Annotated in this window: 16 protein-coding genes, 2 tRNA genes and 1 pseudogene; 1 reads left to right on the top strand and 18 read right to left on the bottom strand. The window is 59.0% G+C overall.

What is annotated here, in order from left to right:
* Window positions 1-21: 21 nt before the first annotated feature.
* The 9 genes and pseudogenes from GTP45_RS14190 to GTP45_RS14230 all read right to left on the bottom strand — a co-directional run bounded on the left by GTP45_RS14190 (window position 22) and on the right by GTP45_RS14230 (window position 7158).
* The gene (locus tag GTP45_RS14190) at window positions 22-438 is read right to left on the bottom strand and encodes a DUF6691 family protein (protein ID WP_161014528.1); all 417 of its coding nucleotides are present in this window, start codon (window positions 436-438) and stop codon (window positions 22-24) included.
* Window positions 435-875: pseudogene (locus tag GTP45_RS14195) on the bottom strand (YeeE/YedE family protein); the annotation flags it as partial. The pseudogene GTP45_RS14195 and the gene GTP45_RS14190, both read right to left, overlap by 4 nt.
* Window positions 876-966: 91 nt before the next feature.
* Complete coding sequence (locus GTP45_RS14200; protein WP_371874453.1) at window positions 967-1635, bottom strand: PEP-CTERM sorting domain-containing protein; 669 nt, start codon at window positions 1633-1635, stop codon at window positions 967-969.
* A gap of 157 nt (window positions 1636-1792) precedes the next feature.
* Window positions 1793-1869 (bottom strand) — tRNA-Arg (locus GTP45_RS14205).
* 69 nt (window positions 1870-1938) lie between these two features.
* A tRNA-Pro gene (locus GTP45_RS14210) sits at window positions 1939-2015 on the bottom strand.
* Window positions 2016-2088: 73 nt separating this feature from the next.
* A complete protein-coding gene (glmM, locus tag GTP45_RS14215) occupies window positions 2089-3438 on the bottom strand; it encodes a phosphoglucosamine mutase (protein ID WP_161014530.1) in 1350 nt (449 codons plus the stop codon).
* Window positions 3439-3462: 24 nt separating this feature from the next.
* Complete coding sequence (gene folP / locus GTP45_RS14220) at window positions 3463-4302, bottom strand: dihydropteroate synthase (RefSeq protein WP_161014531.1); 840 nt, start codon at window positions 4300-4302, stop codon at window positions 3463-3465.
* A gap of 76 nt (window positions 4303-4378) precedes the next feature.
* The gene (gene ftsH / locus GTP45_RS14225) at window positions 4379-6262 is read right to left on the bottom strand and encodes an ATP-dependent zinc metalloprotease FtsH (protein WP_161014532.1); all 1884 of its coding nucleotides are present in this window, start codon (window positions 6260-6262) and stop codon (window positions 4379-4381) included.
* A gap of 200 nt (window positions 6263-6462) precedes the next feature.
* On the bottom strand, window positions 6463-7158 hold the full coding sequence (locus tag GTP45_RS14230) for an RlmE family RNA methyltransferase (RefSeq protein ID WP_161014533.1): 696 nt from the start codon (window positions 7156-7158) through the stop codon (window positions 6463-6465).
* Window positions 7159-7202: 44 nt separating this feature from the next.
* Between GTP45_RS14230 and GTP45_RS14235 the strand changes: the two genes are divergently transcribed.
* Window positions 7203-7670: a YhbY family RNA-binding protein gene (locus GTP45_RS14235; RefSeq protein WP_161014534.1), complete on the top strand. Its 468-nt coding sequence runs from the start codon at window positions 7203-7205 to the stop codon at window positions 7668-7670.
* A gap of 38 nt (window positions 7671-7708) precedes the next feature.
* Here the strand turns inward: GTP45_RS14235 and GTP45_RS14240 are convergent, their stop codons facing one another.
* The 9 genes from GTP45_RS14240 to GTP45_RS14280 form a co-directional block, all read right to left on the bottom strand.
* Window positions 7709-8188, bottom strand: a complete 480-nt coding sequence (locus GTP45_RS14240) for a DUF4149 domain-containing protein (protein WP_161014535.1) — start codon at window positions 8186-8188, stop codon at window positions 7709-7711.
* Entirely contained in the window at window positions 8188-8664 is a 477-nt protein-coding gene (gene greA, locus GTP45_RS14245) for a transcription elongation factor GreA (protein ID WP_161014536.1), read from the bottom strand. Before greA ends, GTP45_RS14240 begins: the two co-directional genes overlap by 1 nt.
* A gap of 101 nt (window positions 8665-8765) precedes the next feature.
* Window positions 8766-11984: a carbamoyl-phosphate synthase large subunit gene (carB, locus tag GTP45_RS14250; RefSeq protein ID WP_161014537.1), complete on the bottom strand. Its 3219-nt coding sequence runs from the start codon at window positions 11982-11984 to the stop codon at window positions 8766-8768.
* Entirely contained in the window at window positions 11985-13148 is a 1164-nt protein-coding gene (gene carA / locus GTP45_RS14255; protein WP_161014538.1) for a glutamine-hydrolyzing carbamoyl-phosphate synthase small subunit, read from the bottom strand.
* 210 nt (window positions 13149-13358) lie between these two features.
* Window positions 13359-13769, bottom strand: coding sequence for a GlcG/HbpS family heme-binding protein (locus GTP45_RS14260; protein ID WP_161014539.1), 411 nt, complete (start codon window positions 13767-13769; stop codon window positions 13359-13361).
* 10 nt (window positions 13770-13779) lie between these two features.
* Window positions 13780-14697, bottom strand: coding sequence for a patatin-like phospholipase family protein (locus GTP45_RS14265; protein WP_161014540.1), 918 nt, complete (start codon window positions 14695-14697; stop codon window positions 13780-13782).
* 67 nt (window positions 14698-14764) lie between these two features.
* Window positions 14765-16126, bottom strand: coding sequence for a Gfo/Idh/MocA family protein (locus GTP45_RS14270; protein ID WP_217363356.1), 1362 nt, complete (start codon window positions 16124-16126; stop codon window positions 14765-14767).
* A 17-nt stretch (window positions 16127-16143) separates the two neighbouring features.
* Window positions 16144-17454, bottom strand: a complete 1311-nt coding sequence (locus GTP45_RS14275) for a DUF3472 domain-containing protein (RefSeq protein ID WP_229258459.1) — start codon at window positions 17452-17454, stop codon at window positions 16144-16146.
* 9 nt (window positions 17455-17463) lie between these two features.
* The gene (locus GTP45_RS14280) at window positions 17464-20505 is read right to left on the bottom strand and encodes a TonB-dependent receptor (protein ID WP_161014541.1); all 3042 of its coding nucleotides are present in this window, start codon (window positions 20503-20505) and stop codon (window positions 17464-17466) included.
* Window positions 20506-20730 lie beyond the last annotated feature (225 nt).

The raw sequence follows: 20730 nt of genomic DNA on the forward strand, positions 1-20730 counted from the left end.
GCATTTTTTTCGCAGCAGAACTTATCCACCGCGCCTCCGTTCCAGTAGCTCGAACAAGGCCATACCGGCGAGCATGGCGACCACGAAAATGGTCGCCTTCGGCAAGCCCATGCCAAGGCCGACGAGCGCCGGGCCGGGGCAAAAACCGGCAAGGCCCCAGCCGACGCCGAACATCGCGGAACCAATTACCAAGCGGCGGTCTATTTTAGTTGCGGTCGGCAGTTTCATTTCCGCGCCCAGCAAAGTCGTTTGGCGGGATTTCGCCCACAGAAAAGCAAAGAAACCGACGCCGATGGCGCCGCACATGACAAAGATTAATGAAGGATCCCAATTCCCTGCCAAATCAAGAAATGCCAATACCTTGGCCGGATTCGCCATCCCGGAAATAATCAGGCCGATGCCGAATACCAGGCCAGCCAAGAAAGAAATGAATATCATAGGTGGCGCACCAAGAAAACGGCAATAAACCCGGCCATCATAAAAACTATGGTGGCAATAATCGAACGGGGAGAAAGTCGGGATATCCCACATACTCCATGGCCGCTGGTGCAACCGGAACCATATCGCGTTCCCAATCCAATAATTAAACCGGCAATAATTAACGTGGTGCTATCGGCTTCAATTTGCACTTCCGGCAGCTTCCAAAACAAGGCGTAAATAACTGGCGCAATAACTAGACCAGCGATGAAAGCCACACGCCAGCCAATATCGTCGCGTCGAGGCTTAATCAGGCCGCCGAGAATTCCACTGATGCCGGCAATCCGTCCATTAAAAATAACAAACAACGCCGCAGCCAGCCCAATCAACACTCCACCGGCCAGCGCCACACCGGGAGCAAACGCATTCCAATCCAAGGTCATCAAGGTCTCCTCAAGACCGGCAGAGAGGCGTTCCTTCGTACCGGGCTAGAGGAGTATGCCAGAATTGAGTCTCAACACGCCAATTTTTAGCGCGAATCAAGGCCCGCTAGTTTTTCGCGCCATTGCGGCGGCGGGCTGCCAAGCCCAGCATGCCCAGGCCGGCCAACATCATGCCGTAGGTTTCAGGCTCAGGTACCGCGGATACCGAGAGATTCAGGTTATTAACGGTAGGCCAAATAAAGCCCGAGCCGGGTTGGGTAACACTTACCGACAATGAAGTGATCAGGCCGGTCGATACAAAACCGAGGAAAGAACTAGTCCCAGGATTAGCCAGGGAATAAGTTAAGGTGGCGCCAGTACTATCCGTGGCCTTGAGAATAAGCTCGGTAGCACTTGTAAATCCGCCGGCGATATTGGAACCAAAGAAATAACCGCCAGCGCCTGCAATACTCCCGCCGGTGAAATTATTGAAGGTGATAGCGTCACGAGCGTTATTTGTACTTAACCACGCGTCGCCAGTGGGGCCGGCGCCATACAGCACGGGCGAATTAGGCGACGACGAAACGGAGTAACCATAAGCGCCGGCAGTACGACTGAGTGGGCCGATATAGCCCGCGCTGGTCAAATCATTAAAATCATCAATGCCGGTATTACCAACGGCAGCCAGGTACGAGGCTTGGCTAGTATATGTCGTTAAAGCAGCTTGGGCAGTCGTTGCGGCCAGGAGAGCAGCCAGGGTAATTGCAGTTTTGATCGGTAGAGACAACTTACGCACGATAGACCTCCGTTCAAGAATGATAGGGACTACGACGATGAGACATTTGGTGAAGCCCAACCACTCTACTCGCGCACGATTATCAATACAACAATTAAATTAAAATAATGTAATTACTTTATAGTGCTTGCACACAAAAAGGGGGGGGGGATGCTGATGGCCTGCCCAGCTGGGTTCGAACCAGCGACCCCAAGCTTAGAAGGCTTGTGCTCTATCCAACTGAGCTATGGGCAGATAGGCTTCACGAATGTGAAGCGGAAATGAAAAACGGGCTGTCTTTTCAGACAACCCGTTCTATATTTTTGGTCGGAGTACAAGGATTCGAACCTTGGACCCTCTGGTCCCAAACCAGATGCGCTACCGGGCTGCGCTACACTCCGATGAACAGTATTTTAGCCTCACTCGCCTCGGACGTCAATCAAAGCGCCTGATTTAAATTTCAGTGCTGAAATTTTATGCAGCCAGCTGGCTTTCGACCTTGTCGGCGATGCGGCGTGCCATCGATTGCGCATCGTCGGCGTTGCGCGCTTCGACCATCACACGGATCAGCGGCTCGGTACCCGAGGCGCGGATCAGCACACGGCCGCTGTCGCCCAGTTCGGCCTCGACCTTGGCTTTTTCCGCCACCATGGCCGCATTCTTAGTCCAGTCGAAACCGGCTGCGACGCGCACGTTGATCAGGGTTTGCGGGAAGATGGTCAGCTCGGAACAGCACTCTTCAAGCGACTTGCCGGCACGTTTCAATGCCGACAGCACTTGCAGTGCGGAAATAATGCCGTCGCCGGTGGTATGTTTGTCCAGCGCCAGCAGGTGGCCCGAGCCCTCGCCGCCGAGGATCCAGCCCTTGTCCTGCATCACTTCCAGCACGTAGCGGTCGCCCACCTTGGCGCGCGCGAAGCCGATGCCCTTCTCTTTCAGCGCCACTTCTACCGCCATATTGGTCATCAGGGTGCCGACGGCGCCGGCGACCGGGCCGGTAGCGAGGCGATCCATCACCATCAGGTACAGCAGCTCGTCGCCGTTGTACAGGCGGCCATTGTGGTCGCACATGATCAGGCGGTCCGCATCGCCGTCCAAGGCAATGCCGAGGTCGGCGCCGTGCGCTTGCACGGCAGCAGCCATGGCTTTCGGCGCGGTGGCGCCATGCTCCAGGTTGATGTTGAAACCGTCCGGCTTGTTGCCGATGGCGATCACTTCCGCACCCAGCTCGTGGAATACGTGCGGGGCGATGTTGTAGGCCGCACCGTGGGCGCAATCGACCACTACTTTCAGGCCGCGCAGGTCCAGCTCGTTCGGGAAGGTGCTCTTGCAGAATTCGATGTAGCGGCCCTGGGCGTCGTCCAGGCGCTTGGCGCGGCCCAGTTTTTCCGACGGCACGCAGTTCATCGGCTGATCCAGCTCAGCCTCGATGTCCAGCTCCACCGCATCCGGCAGCTTGGTGCCCTGATGCGAGAAAAATTTGATGCCATTGTCCTGGAACGGGTTGTGCGAGGCCGAAATCACCACGCCAGCCGACAGGCGCAGCGCGCGGGTCAGGTAGGCGATGGCCGGGGTCGGCATCGGGCCGGCCAGCATCACGTCCACGCCGGCTGCCGAGAAGCCGGCCTCCAGCGCCGCTTCCAGCATGTAGCCGGAAATGCGCGTGTCTTTGCCGATCAGCACGGTCGGTCGGCTGCTGCCGCTGCGTTTGCTGGCCAGCACCTTGCCGGCCGCGTAGCCGAGGCGCATGACAAAGTCAGGGGTGATCGGTGCTTCGCCTACGAGGCCGCGGATGCCGTCGGTGCCAAAATATTTACGTGCCATTGTGTGTGCTCTTTTAAGTCGTTGTTATTGTGCTGCGTGCCATACTTTCAGGGCGTCGACGGTCTCGGCCACGTCGTGCACGCGTACGATCAGGGCGCCCTGCGCCACCGCCGCCAAGGCGCCGCCGACGCTGCCCGCCATGCGCTGCTCGACCGGTTTGCCGGTCACCGCGCCCACCATGGACTTGCGCGACAGGCCCGCCAGCAGCGGCAGGTCCAGCTCGTCGATCAGCCGTGAAGTGGCTTTCAGCAAGGTGTAATTATGCTCTACAGTCTTGCCAAAGCCAAAGCCGGGATCGATGCAAAGTCGACGTCGATCAATACCGGCCGCCAGCAGCGCCTCGACCCGTTCGCGCAGGAAGGCGCTGACCTCGGCCACCACGTCGGTGTAAGCCGGCGCCAGCTGCATGTGCTGCGGATCGCTTTGCATGTGCATGATGCATAGCGCACAATCGGCGTCACGCACCGCCTCGATGGCGCCCGGCGCGCGGAAGCCGTTGATATCGTTGATCATATCGACGCCAGCGATGATGGCTTCGCGCATCACCTGCGGCTTGTAGGTGTCAACCGAGATGGCCGGCCCCATGTCGCGCACCGCGTACAGCACTGGCATCACGCGCTGCAGCTCGTCTTCCAGCGACACCGGCGGCGAGCCGGGACGGGTCGATTCGCCACCGATGTCGATGATCTCGACGCCGGCCTCGATCATTTCCTCGGCATGCGAGATGGCAAACTCCAGCGACTGGTAATTGCCGCCGTCCGAAAACGAATCAGGCGTCACGTTAAGAATGCCCATCACGCGCGCACGCGCGCCCTGCCCCCGCCACGGGTAATTAAAACGGCCAAACTGTAAGGTAGATTGCATGTGAAACCAGAATGAAAAAGGGCGAGGATTGCTCCTCACCCTTCGATGTTGATGCGATACCGCGTAACGCTAAGGCTTAGGCCGGTGCAGTCACGCTAGGCGAGACGCCGCTGCCACCATCACCCGGTGGGTGTTTGCGGATCGTCACGCCGGCTTTCGGCGGACGCGGCTCGAGGCCGGCCATGATGTCGTTGATCTGGTCTGCGTCGATGGTTTCCCACTCCAGCAGCGCCTTGGTCATGACTTCGACCTTGTCGCGGTTGTCTTCCAGCAGCTTGCGGGCCAGCGCGTATTGCGTGTCCAGGATTTTGCGGATTTCCGCGTCAACCTTTTGCTGGGTCGCTTCCGAGATGGTCTTGTTCGAACCGCCCAGGAAACCGTCGTTCTGCGAATCTTCGTACACCATCACGCCCAGCGCATCCGACATACCGAACTTGGTGACCATCGAGCGTGCCAGCTTGGTAGCGCGCGAGAAGTCGTTCGAGGCGCCGGTCGACATTTGGCCGACAAACACTTCTTCCGCGATACGGCCGCCGAACAGGATGGAAATCTCTTCCAGCATCTTGTCCTTGTAGCCCGAGATATTGTCGTGCTCCGGCAGCTGCCAGGTCAGGCCCAGTGCCCAGCCACGCGGCATGATGGTGACCTTGTGAACAGGGTCAGCCTTCGGCAGCAGCTTGGCCACCACAGCGTGGCCGGACTCGTGGTAAGCGGTATTGCGACGTTCTTCCTCGCGGATAACCATCGATTTACGCTCAGGGCCCATGTAAATCTTGTCCTTGGCGTCTTCGAAGTCAGCCATATCGACCAGGCGCTTGGAGCGGCGGGCGGCAAACAGCGCAGCCTCGTTGACCAGGTTAGCCAGATCAGCGCCCGAGAAACCAGGAGTGCCGCGTGCCAGCACGTCAGCCTTGACGTCGGTACCGATAGGCACTTTGCGCATGTGCACGTTCAGGATCTGTTCGCGGCCACGGATATCCGGCAGGCCCACGTTCACTTGACGGTCGAAACGGCCCGGACGCAGCAGCGCTTTATCCAGCACGTCTGCACGGTTGGTTGCAGCGATCACGATCACGCCGGACTGGGCTTCAAAGCCGTCCATCTCAACCAGCAACTGGTTCAGGGTCTGTTCGCGCTCGTCGTTACCACCACCCATGCCGGCGCCGCGATGACGGCCAACCGCGTCGATCTCGTCAATGAAGATGATGCACGGCGAATGCTTCTTGGCGTTCTCGAACATGTCACGCACACGGCTTGCACCGACGCCGACGAACATCTCAACGAAGTCCGAACCGGAAATCGAGAAGAACGGCACCTTGGCTTCGCCCGCAATGGCGCGCGCCAGCAGGGTTTTACCGGTACCTGGAGGGCCAACCATCAGCACGCCGCGTGGAATGCGGCCGCCCAGTTTCTGGAATTTGCTAGGGTCTTTCAGGAAGTCGACGATCTCGCCCACTTCTTCCTTGGCTTCATCGCAGCCTGCAACGTCGGACAGGGTGACGGTGTTATTGGTTTCATCCATCATGCGCGCCTTCGACTTACCGAAGGAGAACGCGCCGCCCTTGCCGCCGCCCTGCATCTGGCGCATGAAGAAGATCCACACACCGATCAGCAGCAGCATCGGGAACCACGACACAAACACTTGCGACAGGAACGATGGCTCCTCTGGCGGTTTGACGTCGAAATGGATGCCATTGTCGCGCAGGTCGCCAATCAGGCCGCGGTCAAGCAGCGTGGCGGTGGTGCGGACTTTGGTGTCGTCGCTGCGGGTGGCGGTAATGTTGCCGCCTTCAATTACGACGTCCTTGATGCGTTTGGCTTTCACGTCATCCAGCAAGTCGGAATAAGCGATGGCTTTGGCCCCACCGGTTACGCCATGGCTATCAAACTGCTTGTACAGCATAAGCAGGAGCAGCACGACGACTACCCAGATGGCTGATTTGGAAAACATGTTATTCACGAAAACTCCTTGGATGCGAGACGCATCTGTATGACCTAAAGCTGGAAACCCGATTTTACTCGCAATGAGCAGGCGTTGCCACAAACCTGCCGTGCGCCGGCTTAAATCCGGCTGAAAAGCATATTATTTGAGCAAAAACATCCTGCGATCAAGATAAAACTACTTCTCCGATGGCCCATTTGCGGGTTGTTCAGCAAATATCAAGGGCGCCATTCGCCAGAATCGAGCGGTTGCGCCGAGGCCATGCCGCCATCGGTCGGGTTTTTCAGGCCACGGCCCAGCAGGAAAATCTCGGACGATTTGTCGCGGCTGGCTTTCGGTTTCTTCTGAATCACGGTTTTAAATTCGGCGCGGAATTTATGCACGATGTCGTTGAAACCCATGTCTTTAAAACATTTGACCAGCAGCGAGCCTTCCGGTTTCAAATGGGCCTGGGAAAATTCAATCGCCAGGTCAATCAAATGCTCCATGCGGGCTGCATCGGAATCATGAATGCCGGACAGATTGGGCGCCATATCCGATAACACCAAGTCAACTTTCTGGCCTTGCACCACAGCCTCCAGCTGTTGCAGCACTTCGGCTTCACGGAAATCGCCTTGGATGAAGTGGAAATCGGCCACTGGCTCCATTGGCAAAATATCAAGGCCGATCAGTGTGCCATGCACGCCACCGCCCTCCTTGCCTGCCAGCTTGCGGCGGGTGTACTGGGCCCAGCTGCCGGGCGTGCAGCCAAGGTCGACAATCACCTGCCCCGGCTTGATGAGTTTTTCATCCTCATCGATCTCTTTCAGCTTGAAAGCCGCACGGGCGCGATAGCCCTCTTTCTGGGCCAATTTCACGTAAGGATCATTAATATGATCGTGAATCCAGTTTTTGTTTATTTTGTTCTTAGCCATTCGCGTAGAATACTGCCTTTAAGGAACCTACAAAAAGAAATTTTATGATCAAACTTACCCCCGTTGAGCGCAGTGCCCTGCGCGCCGAAGCCCACGGCCTGAAACCTATCGTCCTGATCGGCGCCGATGGCCTGACTGCCAACGTTATCAAAGAGATCTCGCTGGGCCTGGACTCGCACGGCCTGATCAAGGTGCGCGTGTTCGGCGACGACCGCGAAGCCCGCATCGCCATGTACGAAACCATCTGCGAGCAACTGAAAGCGGCGCCGGTTCAACACATCGGCAAGCTGCTGGTGCTGTACCGTCCAAAAGTGGAAACGGAAAAAGCCCGTAGCGCCACCGCCGGCAAAGGCATGCGCGAAGTCACCATCGTCAAGGCCAGCGCCAGCGGCACCAAGCGTCCGTCGGTGACCAAGGTACTGCTGAAGGGAAATGAACGCGTGACCCAGGGCGGCAACATCAAGCGCGCCAAGGCTCGTCAAAAGTCGACCAAAAAGACTGTATTGGGCTGATACGGTAATCGCTCCCGCGCCAGCGGGAGCGAAAATCATTACTGCTTCACCACCAGCCAAGCGGCCAGCAGACTCTGTACCAGATAGATGGTGCTGGAAATACCGTGCAAGATACCGAATTCATTGCGCGCGGCGCCTTCCATCACACCGCCCGGCCCCGCCGCAGCACGCAGCGACGCCATCATCGGCTGCAAGCCGAAGTGCGACACCAGCGTACAACCCAGCATCACCAGCACAATAATCAGCAAGGTGCGGCGCGCCTTGGCCGCCATATTCGCCGCCGAACCGGCAAAGATGCCGCCGGTGCTGGTCTGGGTTGCCAACAACAGCAACAGCATCACCACCGCGCAGGCAATCGACAGCCAGGCTTGATTCTTAAACAGGCTGGCAGCAATGGTGCCAGCTAATACGCGGTCGCTCAGCGTAGCGAACAGGGTCGGTGCGGCCAAATAGCCCACCGCCCATAAACTGCCGGCCCACAGGGTCGCGACCAGCAAACGTGTGCGGGCGAGTAGCATCAGACGTAGCGCACTTCCAGAATTTCGTATTCGCGCGGGCCCGATGGCGCCTGCACTTCCACCACGTCGCCGGCCGATTTGCCGATCAGCGCGCGCGCGATCGGCGAGGTCACCGATACCTTGCTCAGTTTCAGATCCGCTTCGTCGATGCCGACGATCTGGTAGCTTACCTTCGCGCCCGACTCCAGGTCTTCCAGGTCCACGGTGGCGGCAAACACCACGCGGCCCTCTGCGTCCAGGGTGGTTGGGTCGATGATTTGGGCGGCGCTCAGCTTACCTTCCAGTTCCGCGATGCGGCCTTCCACGAACGCCTGGCGCTCCTTGGCAGCATCGTACTCGGCGTTTTCCGACAGGTCGCCATGCGAGCGTGCTTCGGCAATCGCGTCGATCACGATACGGCGTTCTTTGGTCTTCAACTGGTGCAGTTCTTCTTTCAGAAGCTCGGCGCCGAATTTGGTAAGTGGAACTGAAGTCATGTTGTTTATTTACTCTGTTTTTACAATGGAAAACCACAGAGGCCGCGCCATACTGCCTGCGCGAGCTCTGTGGTCCGGGTACTACCTAAACCTATTAGGGCTTAGTGTAAGGTTTTATGCAGCCCTTGTAAATCGTACACTTGCAATTCGTCGAGATGACGGATGCCTTCCACTGCCGCTTCAGCGCCGGCGATGGTGGTGTACGTGGTCACGCGCGATGCCAGCGACGAGGTGCGGATGGCACGCGAGTCGATGATGGCGTTGCGCTTCTCTTCCACCGTGTTGATGACCAGGACGATTTCGTGGTTCTTGATCATGTCGACCACGTGCGGACGGCCTTCCACTACCTTGTTCACCGCGGTGACTGGAATGCCAGCTGCCGAGATCACCGCCGCGGTGCCCTTGGTTGCAGCCAAGGTGAAGCCCATGTCGACCAGGTCGCGCGCCACTTTCACGGCGCGCGGCTTGTCCGACGATTTCACCGACAGGAATACCTTGCCCGATTTCGGCAGCTTGACGCCGGCGCCCAGCTGCGATTTCACGAAGGCTTCACCGAAGGTTTTACCAACGCCCATCACTTCACCGGTCGATTTCATCTCTGGGCCGAGGATGGTGTCCACGCCTGGGAATTTCACGAACGGGAACACGGCTTCTTTCACGCTGTAGTAATCCGGCACCACTTCCTTGGTGATGCCTTGATCCGCCAGCTTCTGGCCGACCATGCAGCGCGCGGCGATCTTGGCCAGTTGCAGGCCGGTCGCTTTCGACACGTAAGGCACGGTACGCGATGCGCGCGGGTTCACTTCCAGCACGTAGACGACGTCTTTGCCGTCTTGCTTCTGGATTGCGAACTGCACGTTCATCAGGCCAACCACGTTCAGGCCCTTGGCCATCAGCGAGGTTTGACGCTTCAGTTCATCGATGGTCTCTTGCGCCAGCGAGTACGGTGGCAGCGAGCAGGCCGAGTCGCCCGAGTGGACGCCAGCTTGTTCGATGTGCTCCATCACGCCGCCGATGAAGGTGGTTTCGCCGTCCGAGATGCAGTCGACGTCGCACTCGATGGCGTCGTTCAGGAAGCGGTCCAGCAGCACTGGCGAGTCGTTCGATACTTTGACGGCTTCGCGCATGTAGCGCTCGAGGTCACGCTGCTCGTGAACGATTTCCATCGCGCGGCCACCCAGCACGTAGGAAGGGCGCACCACCAGCGGATAGCCGATTTCCTGTGCCAGTGCCAGCGCTTCAGCTTCGGTGCGCGCGGTGCGGTTAGGCGGCTGACGCAGACCCAGGTCTTGCAGCATTTTCTGGAAGCGTTCGCGGTCTTCCGCAGCGTCGATCATGTCCGGCGAGGTGCCGATGATAGGCACGCCGTTGGCTTCCAGATCCAGCGCCAGTTTCAATGGGGTCTGGCCGCCGTACTGCACGATCACGCCAACTGGTTTTTCCAGTTCGACGATTTCCAGCACGTCTTCCAGCGTCAGCGACTCGAAGTACAGGCGATCCGAGGTATCGTAGTCGGTCGACACGGTCTCTGGATTGCAGTTGACCATGATGGTCTCGTAGCCGTCTTCGCGCATGGCCAGCGCAGCGTGCACGCAGCAGTAGTCGAACTCAATACCTTGGCCGATACGGTTAGGGCCACCGCCCAGCACCATGATCTTCTTCTTGTCGGTCGGATTCGACTCGCACTCTTCATCGTAGGTCGAGTACATATACGCGGTGTTGGTCGCAAATTCTGCGGCGCAGGTGTCAACGCGTTTGTAGACCGGACGGATGTCCAGCGAGTGGCGGTACTTGCGCACTTCAGCCGGCGTGGTTTGCAGCAGGAAGGCCAGGCGGCGATCCGAGAAGCCCTTTTGTTTCAGCTTGTACAGCGTGGTCTTGTCCAGCTGTTCCAGCTTCTGCGTGTCCATCCACAGTTCCAGGTCGACGATCTCTTTAATCTGGATCAGGAACCATGGGTCGATCTTGGTCAGCTGGTGCACTTCTTCCAGCGTGAAGCCTTGGGCGAAGGCGTCGCCCACGTACCAGATACGCTCAGGGCCAGGTTCGCCCAGTTCTTCTTCGATCTTCTCGCGGTCTTTGGTTTTTTCGTTGAGGCCATCGACGCCGACTTCCAGGCCGCGCAGGGCTTTCTGGAACGACTCCTGGAAGGTACGGCCGATCGCCATCACTTCACCGACAGATTTCATCTGGGTGGTCAGGTGGTGGTCAGCGGTTGGGAATTTTTCGAAGGTGAAGCGCGGCACCTTGGTCACGACGTAGTCGATCGAAGGCTCGAACGAGGCCGGGGTCTGGCCGCCGGTGATCTCGTTGCGCAGTTCGTCCAGCGTGAAGCCCACTGCCAGTTTCGCCGCTACTTTAGCGATCGGGAAGCCGGTTGCTTTCGATGCCAGTGCCGACGAACGCGATACGCGCGGGTTCATCTCGATGACGATCATGCGGCCGTCTTTCGGGTTGATCGAGAACTGCACGTTCGAACCGCCGGTATCCACGCCGATTTCACGCAGTACCGCCAGCGAGGCGTTACGCATGATTTGGTATTCTTTATCGGTCAGGGTCTGAGCTGGTGCAACGGTGATCGAGTCGCCGGTGTGCACGCCCATCGGATCCAGGTTTTCGATCGAGCAGATGATGATGCAGTTGTCCGCTTTGTCGCGCACCACTTCCATCTCGTACTCTTTCCAGCCCAGCAGCGACTCTTCAATCAGCAGCTCGTTGGTTGGCGAAGCTTCCAGGCCGCGTTTGCAGATCGCTTCGAATTCTTCTTCGTTGTAAGCGATGCCGCCGCCGCTGCCGCCCATGGTGAACGATGGACGGATGATGGTTGGGAAGCCGACTTCCTTCTGCACTGCCCACGATTCTTCCATCGAGTGCGCCACGCCGGAACGGGCCGAACCCAGGCCGATCTTGGTCATCGCATCTTTGAACTTGGAGCGGTCTTCTGCCTTATCGATGGCTTCTGGCGTTGCGCCGATCAGTTCAACTTTGTACTTATCCAGCACGCCGTTGCGGTGCAGATCCAGCGCGCAGTTCAGCGCAGTCTGGCCGCCCATGGTCGGCAGGATCGCGTCCGGTTTTTCCTTGGCGATGATCTTTTCTACCACTTGCCAGGTGATAGGCTCGATGTAGGTGACGTCGGCCATTTCCGGGTCGGTCATGATGGTCGCAGGGTTGCTGTTGACCAGAATGACTTTGTAGCCTTCTTCGCGCAGGGCCTTGCAAGCCTGTGCGCCGGAATAGTCGAATTCGCAGGCCTGGCCGATGATGATCGGGCCAGCGCCAATAATCAGAATGCTTTTAATATCAGAACGTTTTGGCATTTATTTTTTCTCCGTTGCTTCCATCAGGCCGATGAAGCGGTCAAACAGGTAAGCGACGTCAGTCGGGCCAGGGGATGCTTCAGGGTGACCCTGGAAGCAGAACGCCGGCGTGTCGGTGCGGGCGAAGCCCTGCAGCGAACCGTCGAACAGCGACACGTGGGTTACGCGGCAGTTGGCCGGCAGCGTGTTCGGGTCGACTGCGAAGCCGTGGTTCTGGGACGTGATCAGCACTTGTTTGCTGTCCAAATCCTGCACCGGGTGGTTGGCGCCGTGGTGGCCGAATTTCATTTTCAGGGTGGTGGCGCCGGAGGCCAGGCCCATGATCTGGTGACCGAGGCAGATACCGAACAACGGGATCTTCTTCTCCATGAACACCTTGGCGGCAGCGATCGCGTAATCGCAAGGCTGCGGGTCGCCAGGGCCGTTCGACAGGAATACGCCGTCCGGGTTCAGGGCCAGCACTTCTTCTGCGGTGGTTTGCGCAGGAACCACGGTCACTTTGCAGCCGCGCGAAGTCAGCATGCGCAGGATGTTTTTCTTGACGCCGAAGTCGTAGGCGACCACGTGGAAATTGGTATCGGCCAGTTTGCCGTAGCCTTCGCCCAGCGCCCACTCGGTTTCGGTGAACTCGTACTTGTCTTTCACGGTGACCACCTTGGCCAGATCCATGCCCGACAGGCCCGGGAACGAACGCGCCAGATCCAGTGCCTGGGTAACCGACGGCTCGTTGCCTTGAGTGCCAGTGACGATAGCGCCGGATTGCGCGCCCTTCTCGCGCAGGATACGGGTCAGCTTACGCGTGTCGATACCGGCGATGGCGACGATGTTCTCGGCCTTCAGGTAGTCGGACAGCGTTTGGGTGGAGCGGAAGTTCGAAGCGATCAGCGGCAGGTCACGGATGATTAGACCGGCTGCGTGCACTTTGGTGGATTCGACGTCTTCGGTGTTGATACCGTAGTTGCCGATGTGTGGATACGTCAGGGTGACGATCTGGCGGCTGTAGGAAGGATCGGTGAGGATCTCCTGGTAGCCGGTCATGGAAGTGTTGAAGACCACTTCACCGGTCGTATGGCCGGCAGCGCCGATCGAAAAACCTTTGAAAATGGTTCCGTCAGCGAGGGCCAGTATGGCTGGAACGGCGGGGCCAGAAAAAAATGGCGGCAAGGGCAACTCCTGATAAAGTTACCGTAGCTGCGCCACGTCAGACGACCCTCAAGCGACCCAGGAGCTTACGCACCACGGGGGAGTTGGTCAGATTGATGATGGATGAGTGGTAGTCGCTACGGTAGAGATATGATTTGGCTAAACCTTTGAATTATAACCAAATCTGCCCTGCTTGGCAAGGCCGCCGGCGTTGCGCAGGCGGCCTATTTTTTAGTTCAGCGCTGCAATGCCGGCTTTTGCAATTTGTGCATCTTCGGTCGATTTCACGCCCGAGACGCCCACTGCGCCAATGGTGTGGCCGTCCACGATGATCGGCACGCCGCCTTCCAGCATGCCATCCGCCATCGGCGCCGGGGCGCTCAGGAACGAAACGCGGCCGTTGTTGATCATGTCTTCATACAGCTTGGATTCGCGGCGGCCCAGCGCCGAAACGCGCGCCTTGGCTGGAGCGATGTGCGAGGACAGCGGGTTGGCGCCGTCCTGGCGTTGGAGCCACAGCAGATGGCCGCCGTCGTCGACGATGGCGATCACCACCGGCCAGTTATTGGCCACCGCTTCCGCCTCGGCGGCGGCAGCGATTTTCTTCACGTCGGCGAGCGACAGGTATGGTTTGGTTTGCATAGCTACTTCCTTATGGTCGACGTTTAGCTTCGAGTTTCTGTTTAATCTGCGCCATCACCTGCGCGGCGGCCTGCTCGCCCGCCAATACGGCCTGATTGCGCCCATTGAAATCATTGCCGGCCATTTTGCCCAGCGGCGGCGTGATGACGATGTCCGCATCGCGCAGTTCATATTCGTTGATGCGCTGGCCCATGATGGAGAAGGTCTGCATGATCACGTCCAGCGAACTGACGGTGGCTTGCACGTCGGCTTGCGTCGAGATGTTCACGGCGATCACAAAGTCCGCGCCCATGTCGCGCGCAAAGCGCACCGGCACCGGGGCTACCAGGCCGCCGTCAACATAAGTATGGCCGCTGATCGTCACCGGCTGGAACACGCCCGGCACCGCCGACGATGCGCGCACCGCCATGCCGGTATTCCCGCGCTGGAAAAGAATCGGCTTGCCGTCCTTGAGGTCAGCAGCCACCGCGCCGAATGGAATCTTCAGCTTTTCCATCGGCTGGTTGTTGACCAGTTTATTGATGTAGGCTTGCAGCGCCTCGCCTTTCAGCACGCCGGTACTCTTGCGGAACAGCGGCAAGGCCCAGTCGGAAATCTGCGCTTCGTCCATCTCCATCGCCATCTTCTGTAATTGGAAACCGGTGTTACCGGCTGCGTACAGCGCGCCAACCACGCTGCCGGCACTGGTGCCGACCACGATGTCAGGGTAAATGCCCTGCGCTTCCAGCGCCTTGATCACGCCGATGTGCGCAAAGCCGCGCGCGGCGCCACCGCCGAGGGCGAGGCCGATCTTGATCTTTTTAGGCGGCAGGGGTTCAGGAACGGCAACCGGCGGCTGCACGACAGGCGTCTCCGCGACGGGAGTGGTTTTACAGCCGGCGATTGCGGCTGCAGACAAAAGAACAAGGAAAAGACGGCGTGAAAGCATGGGCGCAAGAGTTAAATTTAAGCGCCCAGATTGTACACCGCCTTTTCCCGGCCATTATTAGCGCTAATTAATAGCGGTCATCGAACGCAAAAATCGGCTTGCGCGTCTTCCACTGGCCGGCCGTGAAGTCCGGGAAGTCCAGGGTCTGGAAGTTCTGCGCAATCGACTGCTCGGACAGCGGCGTGATGGCGCTCCACGTCACTGCATCGTAGATATCGATCGGCATCGGCGCTTGCGCTTTCAACGCTTCCACAAAGGCGTGGATCACAAAGAAGTCCATGCCGCCGTGGCCAGCGCCTTCCGCATTCTTGGCATATTTCTTCCAAAGCGGATGGTCGTACTTGTCTTGCCAAACCTTGAAGTCATCCCACTCGTGCGGCTTGCTCTTGCCTTCGATATGGATGCCGTTGTTCACGTCCATCCACAGACCGTCAGTGCCCTGCACGCGGAAGCCCAGCGAATAAGGACGCGGCAGCGAGGTATCGTGTTGCAGGATGATGGTCTCGCCGTTTTCGCAAGCCAGCGTGGTGGTCACCACGTCGCCCAGCTTGAAGGTGGTCTTCGCGCTTGGGTGATTCGCCCCGCCCTGCTTGATGATGTAGTCATGCAGGCCGCGCGCCTTGGTGGCGAACGCATTAATGCGCGTGAAGCGGTTGCCGCGATTGATGTTGGTGTACATCGCGCACGGGCCGATGCCATGGCTCGGATACAGTTCGCCATTGCGCTGCACCGAATGCTGCGTGCGCCAGCGCGCTTCCGACCAGCCCTTGGCGCCGTACTCAATGCCGCTGCCGTAAGGCTTGGCCGGATCGCCGTTGTTGAACTTCACCGCGCGCAGATCATGCTGGTAGCCGCCTTGCAGGTGCACCAGCTCACCAAACACGCCGGCGCGCACCATTTGCAGCGCTGCCATCACGTCGCGGCGGAAGCACACATTCTCCAGCAGCATATACGGCGTTTGCGTTTTCAGCTGCGTGTTCAGCACATCCCAGTGATCTTGCAGCGTGACGCCAGCCACCACTTCGCAACCGACCGGAATCTTGGCCTGCATCGCGGCGATCGCCATCGGCGCATGCCATTCCCATGGTGTGGCGATAATCACGCCATCGAGGCCGCCCGCGTCCAGCATGCGCTTGTAGGCTTGCTGATCGCGGTCTTCGCCGTAGGTCTTCGGCTTCGGCTTGTTGAACTTCTCTACCTGCTTGAGCGCCTTGCCCAGCATGATAGGCTCGATATCGCACAGCGCCGCCACCTCCACGTCGTCGCGGCGCAGCAGTTCTTGCAGCAGCACCTGGCCGCGCATGCCGGTGCCGATCATGCCGAGGCGCACGCGCTGGCGCGTCGCACCGAAGGCCGATGGCAGCATCATGCTGCCCGCAAGAGCGGCGCCTGCCGCCAGAAAGTCACGTCGATTCAAAACAGATTTCATGGTACTCCTTCAAAAAATCATTGCGGCAGGCTGCTTACGTCCACCGTCGGTTGCTGGCCGGTGGCCGGCCGGGTAAAGTTTTGATTGACCGGCACATAGTCGGCAAAGAAGCCGCCGTTGCGCAGATAGAACCGGCCATTCTCCAAACCGCCCGCATAGTCCATGCGCTGCGCATTGGTCACGGTGGCGTCGCCGGTGAGGCGGCCGATGGTCGCTTCCGACCACGTTCCGTTCGCATTGCGCGCCCACTGATTACCGTATTGAACGCGGCGACCAGTATAGCCGTTGGTGTCGATAAAATTCTCCAGGAACGAGTGATTGCTCGTCAGGTAAGTCACAGTCGCAGGACGCTTCCACGTCGCGATGTAGCGCCAAACGCCAGTCTCCGGCGCGTAGAACCATGCCGAGAAGTTAGTGCCGCCGCTGCCGTCAGGACGCGCGCGGGTGATGAAGCGGTAGGTGTTCCCGGCGATCCAGTTGTACACGAGGTAGGACTGGCCGCCAGTGCCTTCGCCGCCAAAACTGTTATCGACCACGCCTGCACCTTTGCTCACCAGCGTGGTCTTGGCGCCGTTGTCCGCATCCCACACCGAGAACAGAATCCAGCGCTCGGTAGTGGACTTGACCTGAATGCCGAAGTAGCCGCCGCTGAAACCATTCGCCATGAAGTAGGAGCCGATTGGATCCTGGCCGGTGGGGATGGTCATCTCGTTGTAGAAGTACTCGGTGTTGGCCGGCGTGGTGTAGCTCATGTGAACCGACGGGCCACGGCGCGACCAGTAGTAATTGGCCGCATCGTTGGCGTAGTTGACGGTGGCCGTGGTGGTCACCTTCAGCGCCGAAACGTCGCCGAAGTAGCCGCCATCCTTGCTCACGCCTTGCAGATCCACCTTTACGTAGCCCGGCGCCGCGACGTTGACGGTGCCGACCGCGTAAGTCTTGGTCGCCGTGCCGGCCAGCGCCACGGTGAACGGCGTGCCGTTGACCGTCACGCGGATGGTGCTGTTGTTGCTGCCCGCGAGGCGCGCATCAAGACCCAGCGTCACAGAACCGGCGGACGCCACGCGGAAGTATGCGCTGGTCACGCTGTTAGCGTTGCTCCAGTTGGCGAGACCGTTGTCGTTAATGACCTCCCCCGCCCCGGCCGGGGCCGAGGTGATGAAGGCATTGCCGGCCAAGGCTACGGTCGACGTAGTGCCGGCGACCGTGGTGGCAGCTGGCGCGGCCAAGGACTGCGCCGGCGCTTCGGCGCGCGTGGCGCCATCGCCGCCGCAAGCGCTCAAGAATAGTGCTGCTGAATACAAAAACAAACGTCGTTGCATCATCATCTCCTCCTCTTAGAATTCGTATTCGGCGGTCAGGCGCACGGAACGCGGTGCAGTGCGGCCGGCCACTTGCAGGTAGCTGTGGGCGATAGCGCCGCCGTCTTCACGCGTTTCGTTGTAGCGGGTGACGGACTTGCGGTCGAACACATTGAACACGTCCACTTTCAGACTCAAGCCCTTGGCGAAGCGCGGCTGATAGATCGCATTCAAATCCAGCTGCGCTTGCCACGGCAGGCGTCCCTGGCTGCCGCGCGGGGTTGGCTTACCGTTGCAGTAGAAGTAAGCCGCACCATAGTCGTTATCGAACTTCAGATCCGCAGGCAGTTCGCCGATGCAGTTGCGCGGCGCGCCGGAAGTCAGATTCAGATTACCGCCGATGAACAGCTCAGGCATCACTTGGTAGAAGCCATACGCCTTGATCGAGTGGCGGTGATCGCCCGGCAAATAGCCGTAGGCGTTGTACATCAACTCCTTGTGGTCATCGCTGACAGTCAGGCCCACGTCGCCGCCGCCGATGGTGTCGGTCTGGCCTTCCATATTGCCCTTCAGTGCGGACAAGGTATAAGTCACTTTGCCGTACCAGCCGTTGCTGAACGGGTGCTCAACGAAGAAGTTCAACGCCTTGTAAGTACGATCCGGTTTCGGATTGCCCCACTCCGCCGCCGAAATATCAACACGGCGCAGGCCTTTGCCATCGGCGAAGTCAATCCACAGCGCGTTGTCGCGGCCCGGATTAATAATGGCGCACTGGAAGCCGCCCCAATGGCTGGTGTCGACGTTGTTACGCTCGGCCCACGCATCGATAGGACGCTGGTCGCAGGTATCGTCATTGGTGTCGTTCAGACGGCGATACAAACCACTCACGCCGACTACCAGCTGTTTGCTGAGCGCCTTCTCAAAGCCCAGCGAAATCTCATCCTGCGACAGCGGCTTCAAATCGATGGCGGTGACTTCGCGCGCATCGCGGCTTTGGCCGTAAGCGTTGTTGGCCGAATACGGCTTGCCGATTTGATGCAGGCCGGTAGGTGCGCCGGTGGTTGGATCAACGCCGGTGTAGGTGAACAATTCACTGGTCGACGTGAACGGCGCAGCCATGTTCGACGACAGGTTGGACGGCACCGGCAAGTGGTAGCGGCCGGCGTTGGCGAACAGCTTGATCGAACCGTCGCCCGCGTAATCCCAGGTTGCGCCGAGGCGCGGCGCGATCATGTTCCGCTGCGAGATGAAGGCATCGCCGGTGCTGGTATAGTTGGTGAACTGCTCGCGGCGCAATCCCAGATCCAGCAGCACGCGCGGCGTGATCTGCCAGTGATCCTGGATGTATTGCGCCGATTGTTCGCTGGTCGGCTTGGCGAGGTTGGAGTACACATCGCGGCTGACGTAGTAGCCCTGCGTGCCATAACCGCCGCCCTGCGCCGGGGTTTCAAACGCGCCGTTGATGGCGCGGTTAGGATCGGCCGCCTTGCGGTAAGTCCAGCGGTAGCCGCCCGCCAGCGAGAAACCGACCATCGATTCCACGTCAATGCGGTCGATACCGCCGCGCAGAGAGTGATCGCCCAAGCGGTATTCCAAGTCCAGACGCTTGCCCTTCTGGCTGTCGCCCGACGCCGGATCGACCAGATTGCCGGTGACGGTTTGCGGCGTGTTGTAGCTCAGGCCCGGCACCTGCACGGTGGCGCCGGTCGAAATCTGCGGCAGCGAGGGGTTGTAGCCGTTCGGGGTGCGCTCGTGGCGGGTACGCGATTTGCCGTACAAGGCGGTTACCGTCAGGTTCTCGGTCAGGTAGCCGGTGTACTTGTAGATGTCGATATTGGAGCCCGGTGCAGCCGATGCGCCGCAGCAGTTGGTAGTAACTTCGCCAGCGTTGCCCGCTACGTTGTTGCTGGTATGGGTGGCGTAATCATAGCCATACGAGCGGCTGCTGACGCGGGTGCGGTCATACAGCTTGGTGTATTCGAAGTGATGATCTTCGCTCAGGTTGTAATCGAGCTTGATGGTGCCGCGATCCACGGTGGAGTCACTGGTCGACCAGCCGGTTTTCAGCGCGGTAGCCGAAGCGTCGGCAGTCGCGCCGATCGATTCGCTATTGGTCTTGCTGCGCTCCAGGCCAACAAACGCGAACAGCTTGTTCTGGATAATCGGGCCGCTGCCATACAGGCCGGCGACCTTGGTGGTGCTGGTGTTATCGCGGTTCCAGTAAATCAGCTTGCCGTCGGTGTCCGGGTTGGCGCCGGTGTTCGGGTAGTAGGTGTTCTCCTGCTTGCCTTTCAAACCGCCTGGAATGGTGGACAGCTTGCCGCCGAACTGAAACTTGTTACCGCCGCTCTTGGTGGTGATATTCACCACACCGCCGGTGGAGCGGCCGAACTCCGAGCCATAGCCGCCGGACAGCACCTGCATATTCGAGATCGCGCCGAATGGCAATTCCGATGCGCCCACCTGCGTCAAGATATTCGTGACCGGGAAGCCGTTGACGTAGAACGCATTCTCCGACTGGCCCGAGCCGCCAATCGACGGCGCATTGCCGTATTGGCTGTTGGTACCGCGCGCCACGCCCGGCGTCAGCTGGATCACCGAGGCGATATCGTTCGCCACCGGCAGCGCTTTCAGTTCCTTGGCAGTGAACACCACGCCGTTATTGGTGTTGGAGACATCAATATAAGTACGCGTTGCGCGCACCACCACGGTCTGGCCTTCCGCCAGCTTGCCGCCGAAATTGACTTCCGCGCCGCTACCGACCAGCGCTTCAATTTCACGCGTATCCTGAACCGTACCGTTGCGCACCACGCGCGCCGCGTAACGGCCCGGCGGCATGGAGTTGGCGACGTAGCGGCCCGACGCATCCGGCGTCAGGGTACGCTGCGCGCCGGTGTCCAGATTTTCCAGCACCACGGTGGCACCGGCCGGCGAGGTCACCTCGCCGTAAATAGTGGTGGTGGCGTTAGACTGGGCCAGCGCGTGGTTGCCTGCGGCAGCCATGGTCAGGCCGATCAGGATGGCCGTCGCTTGGCGAATGGCGTTGTTGCGTGGCTTAAAACGGCTGTGGTGATGCATGCTGAACTCTCCCTCGGTGTTGTGTTTTGGTTTTACTTTCGAAAGACTCTGCACTTACTCTAGAAATAAAAGCAAACACGGTCAACAAAAAGAAAGAAGAAATCGAAAAATAATTAGCAAAATCTTTCGTATTAGGTGATGTCAGCAGCAGATACTTTCGAATTCGTAGTAAAAACGGTACATTCAAACAAAGTTGTTGCAGGGAATATCTTTCTTTTTACTTTC

This window comes from Duganella rivi (assembly GCF_009857435.1).
In the GTDB taxonomy this organism is placed as follows: Bacteria; Pseudomonadota; Gammaproteobacteria; order Burkholderiales; family Burkholderiaceae_D; genus Rugamonas; species Rugamonas rivi.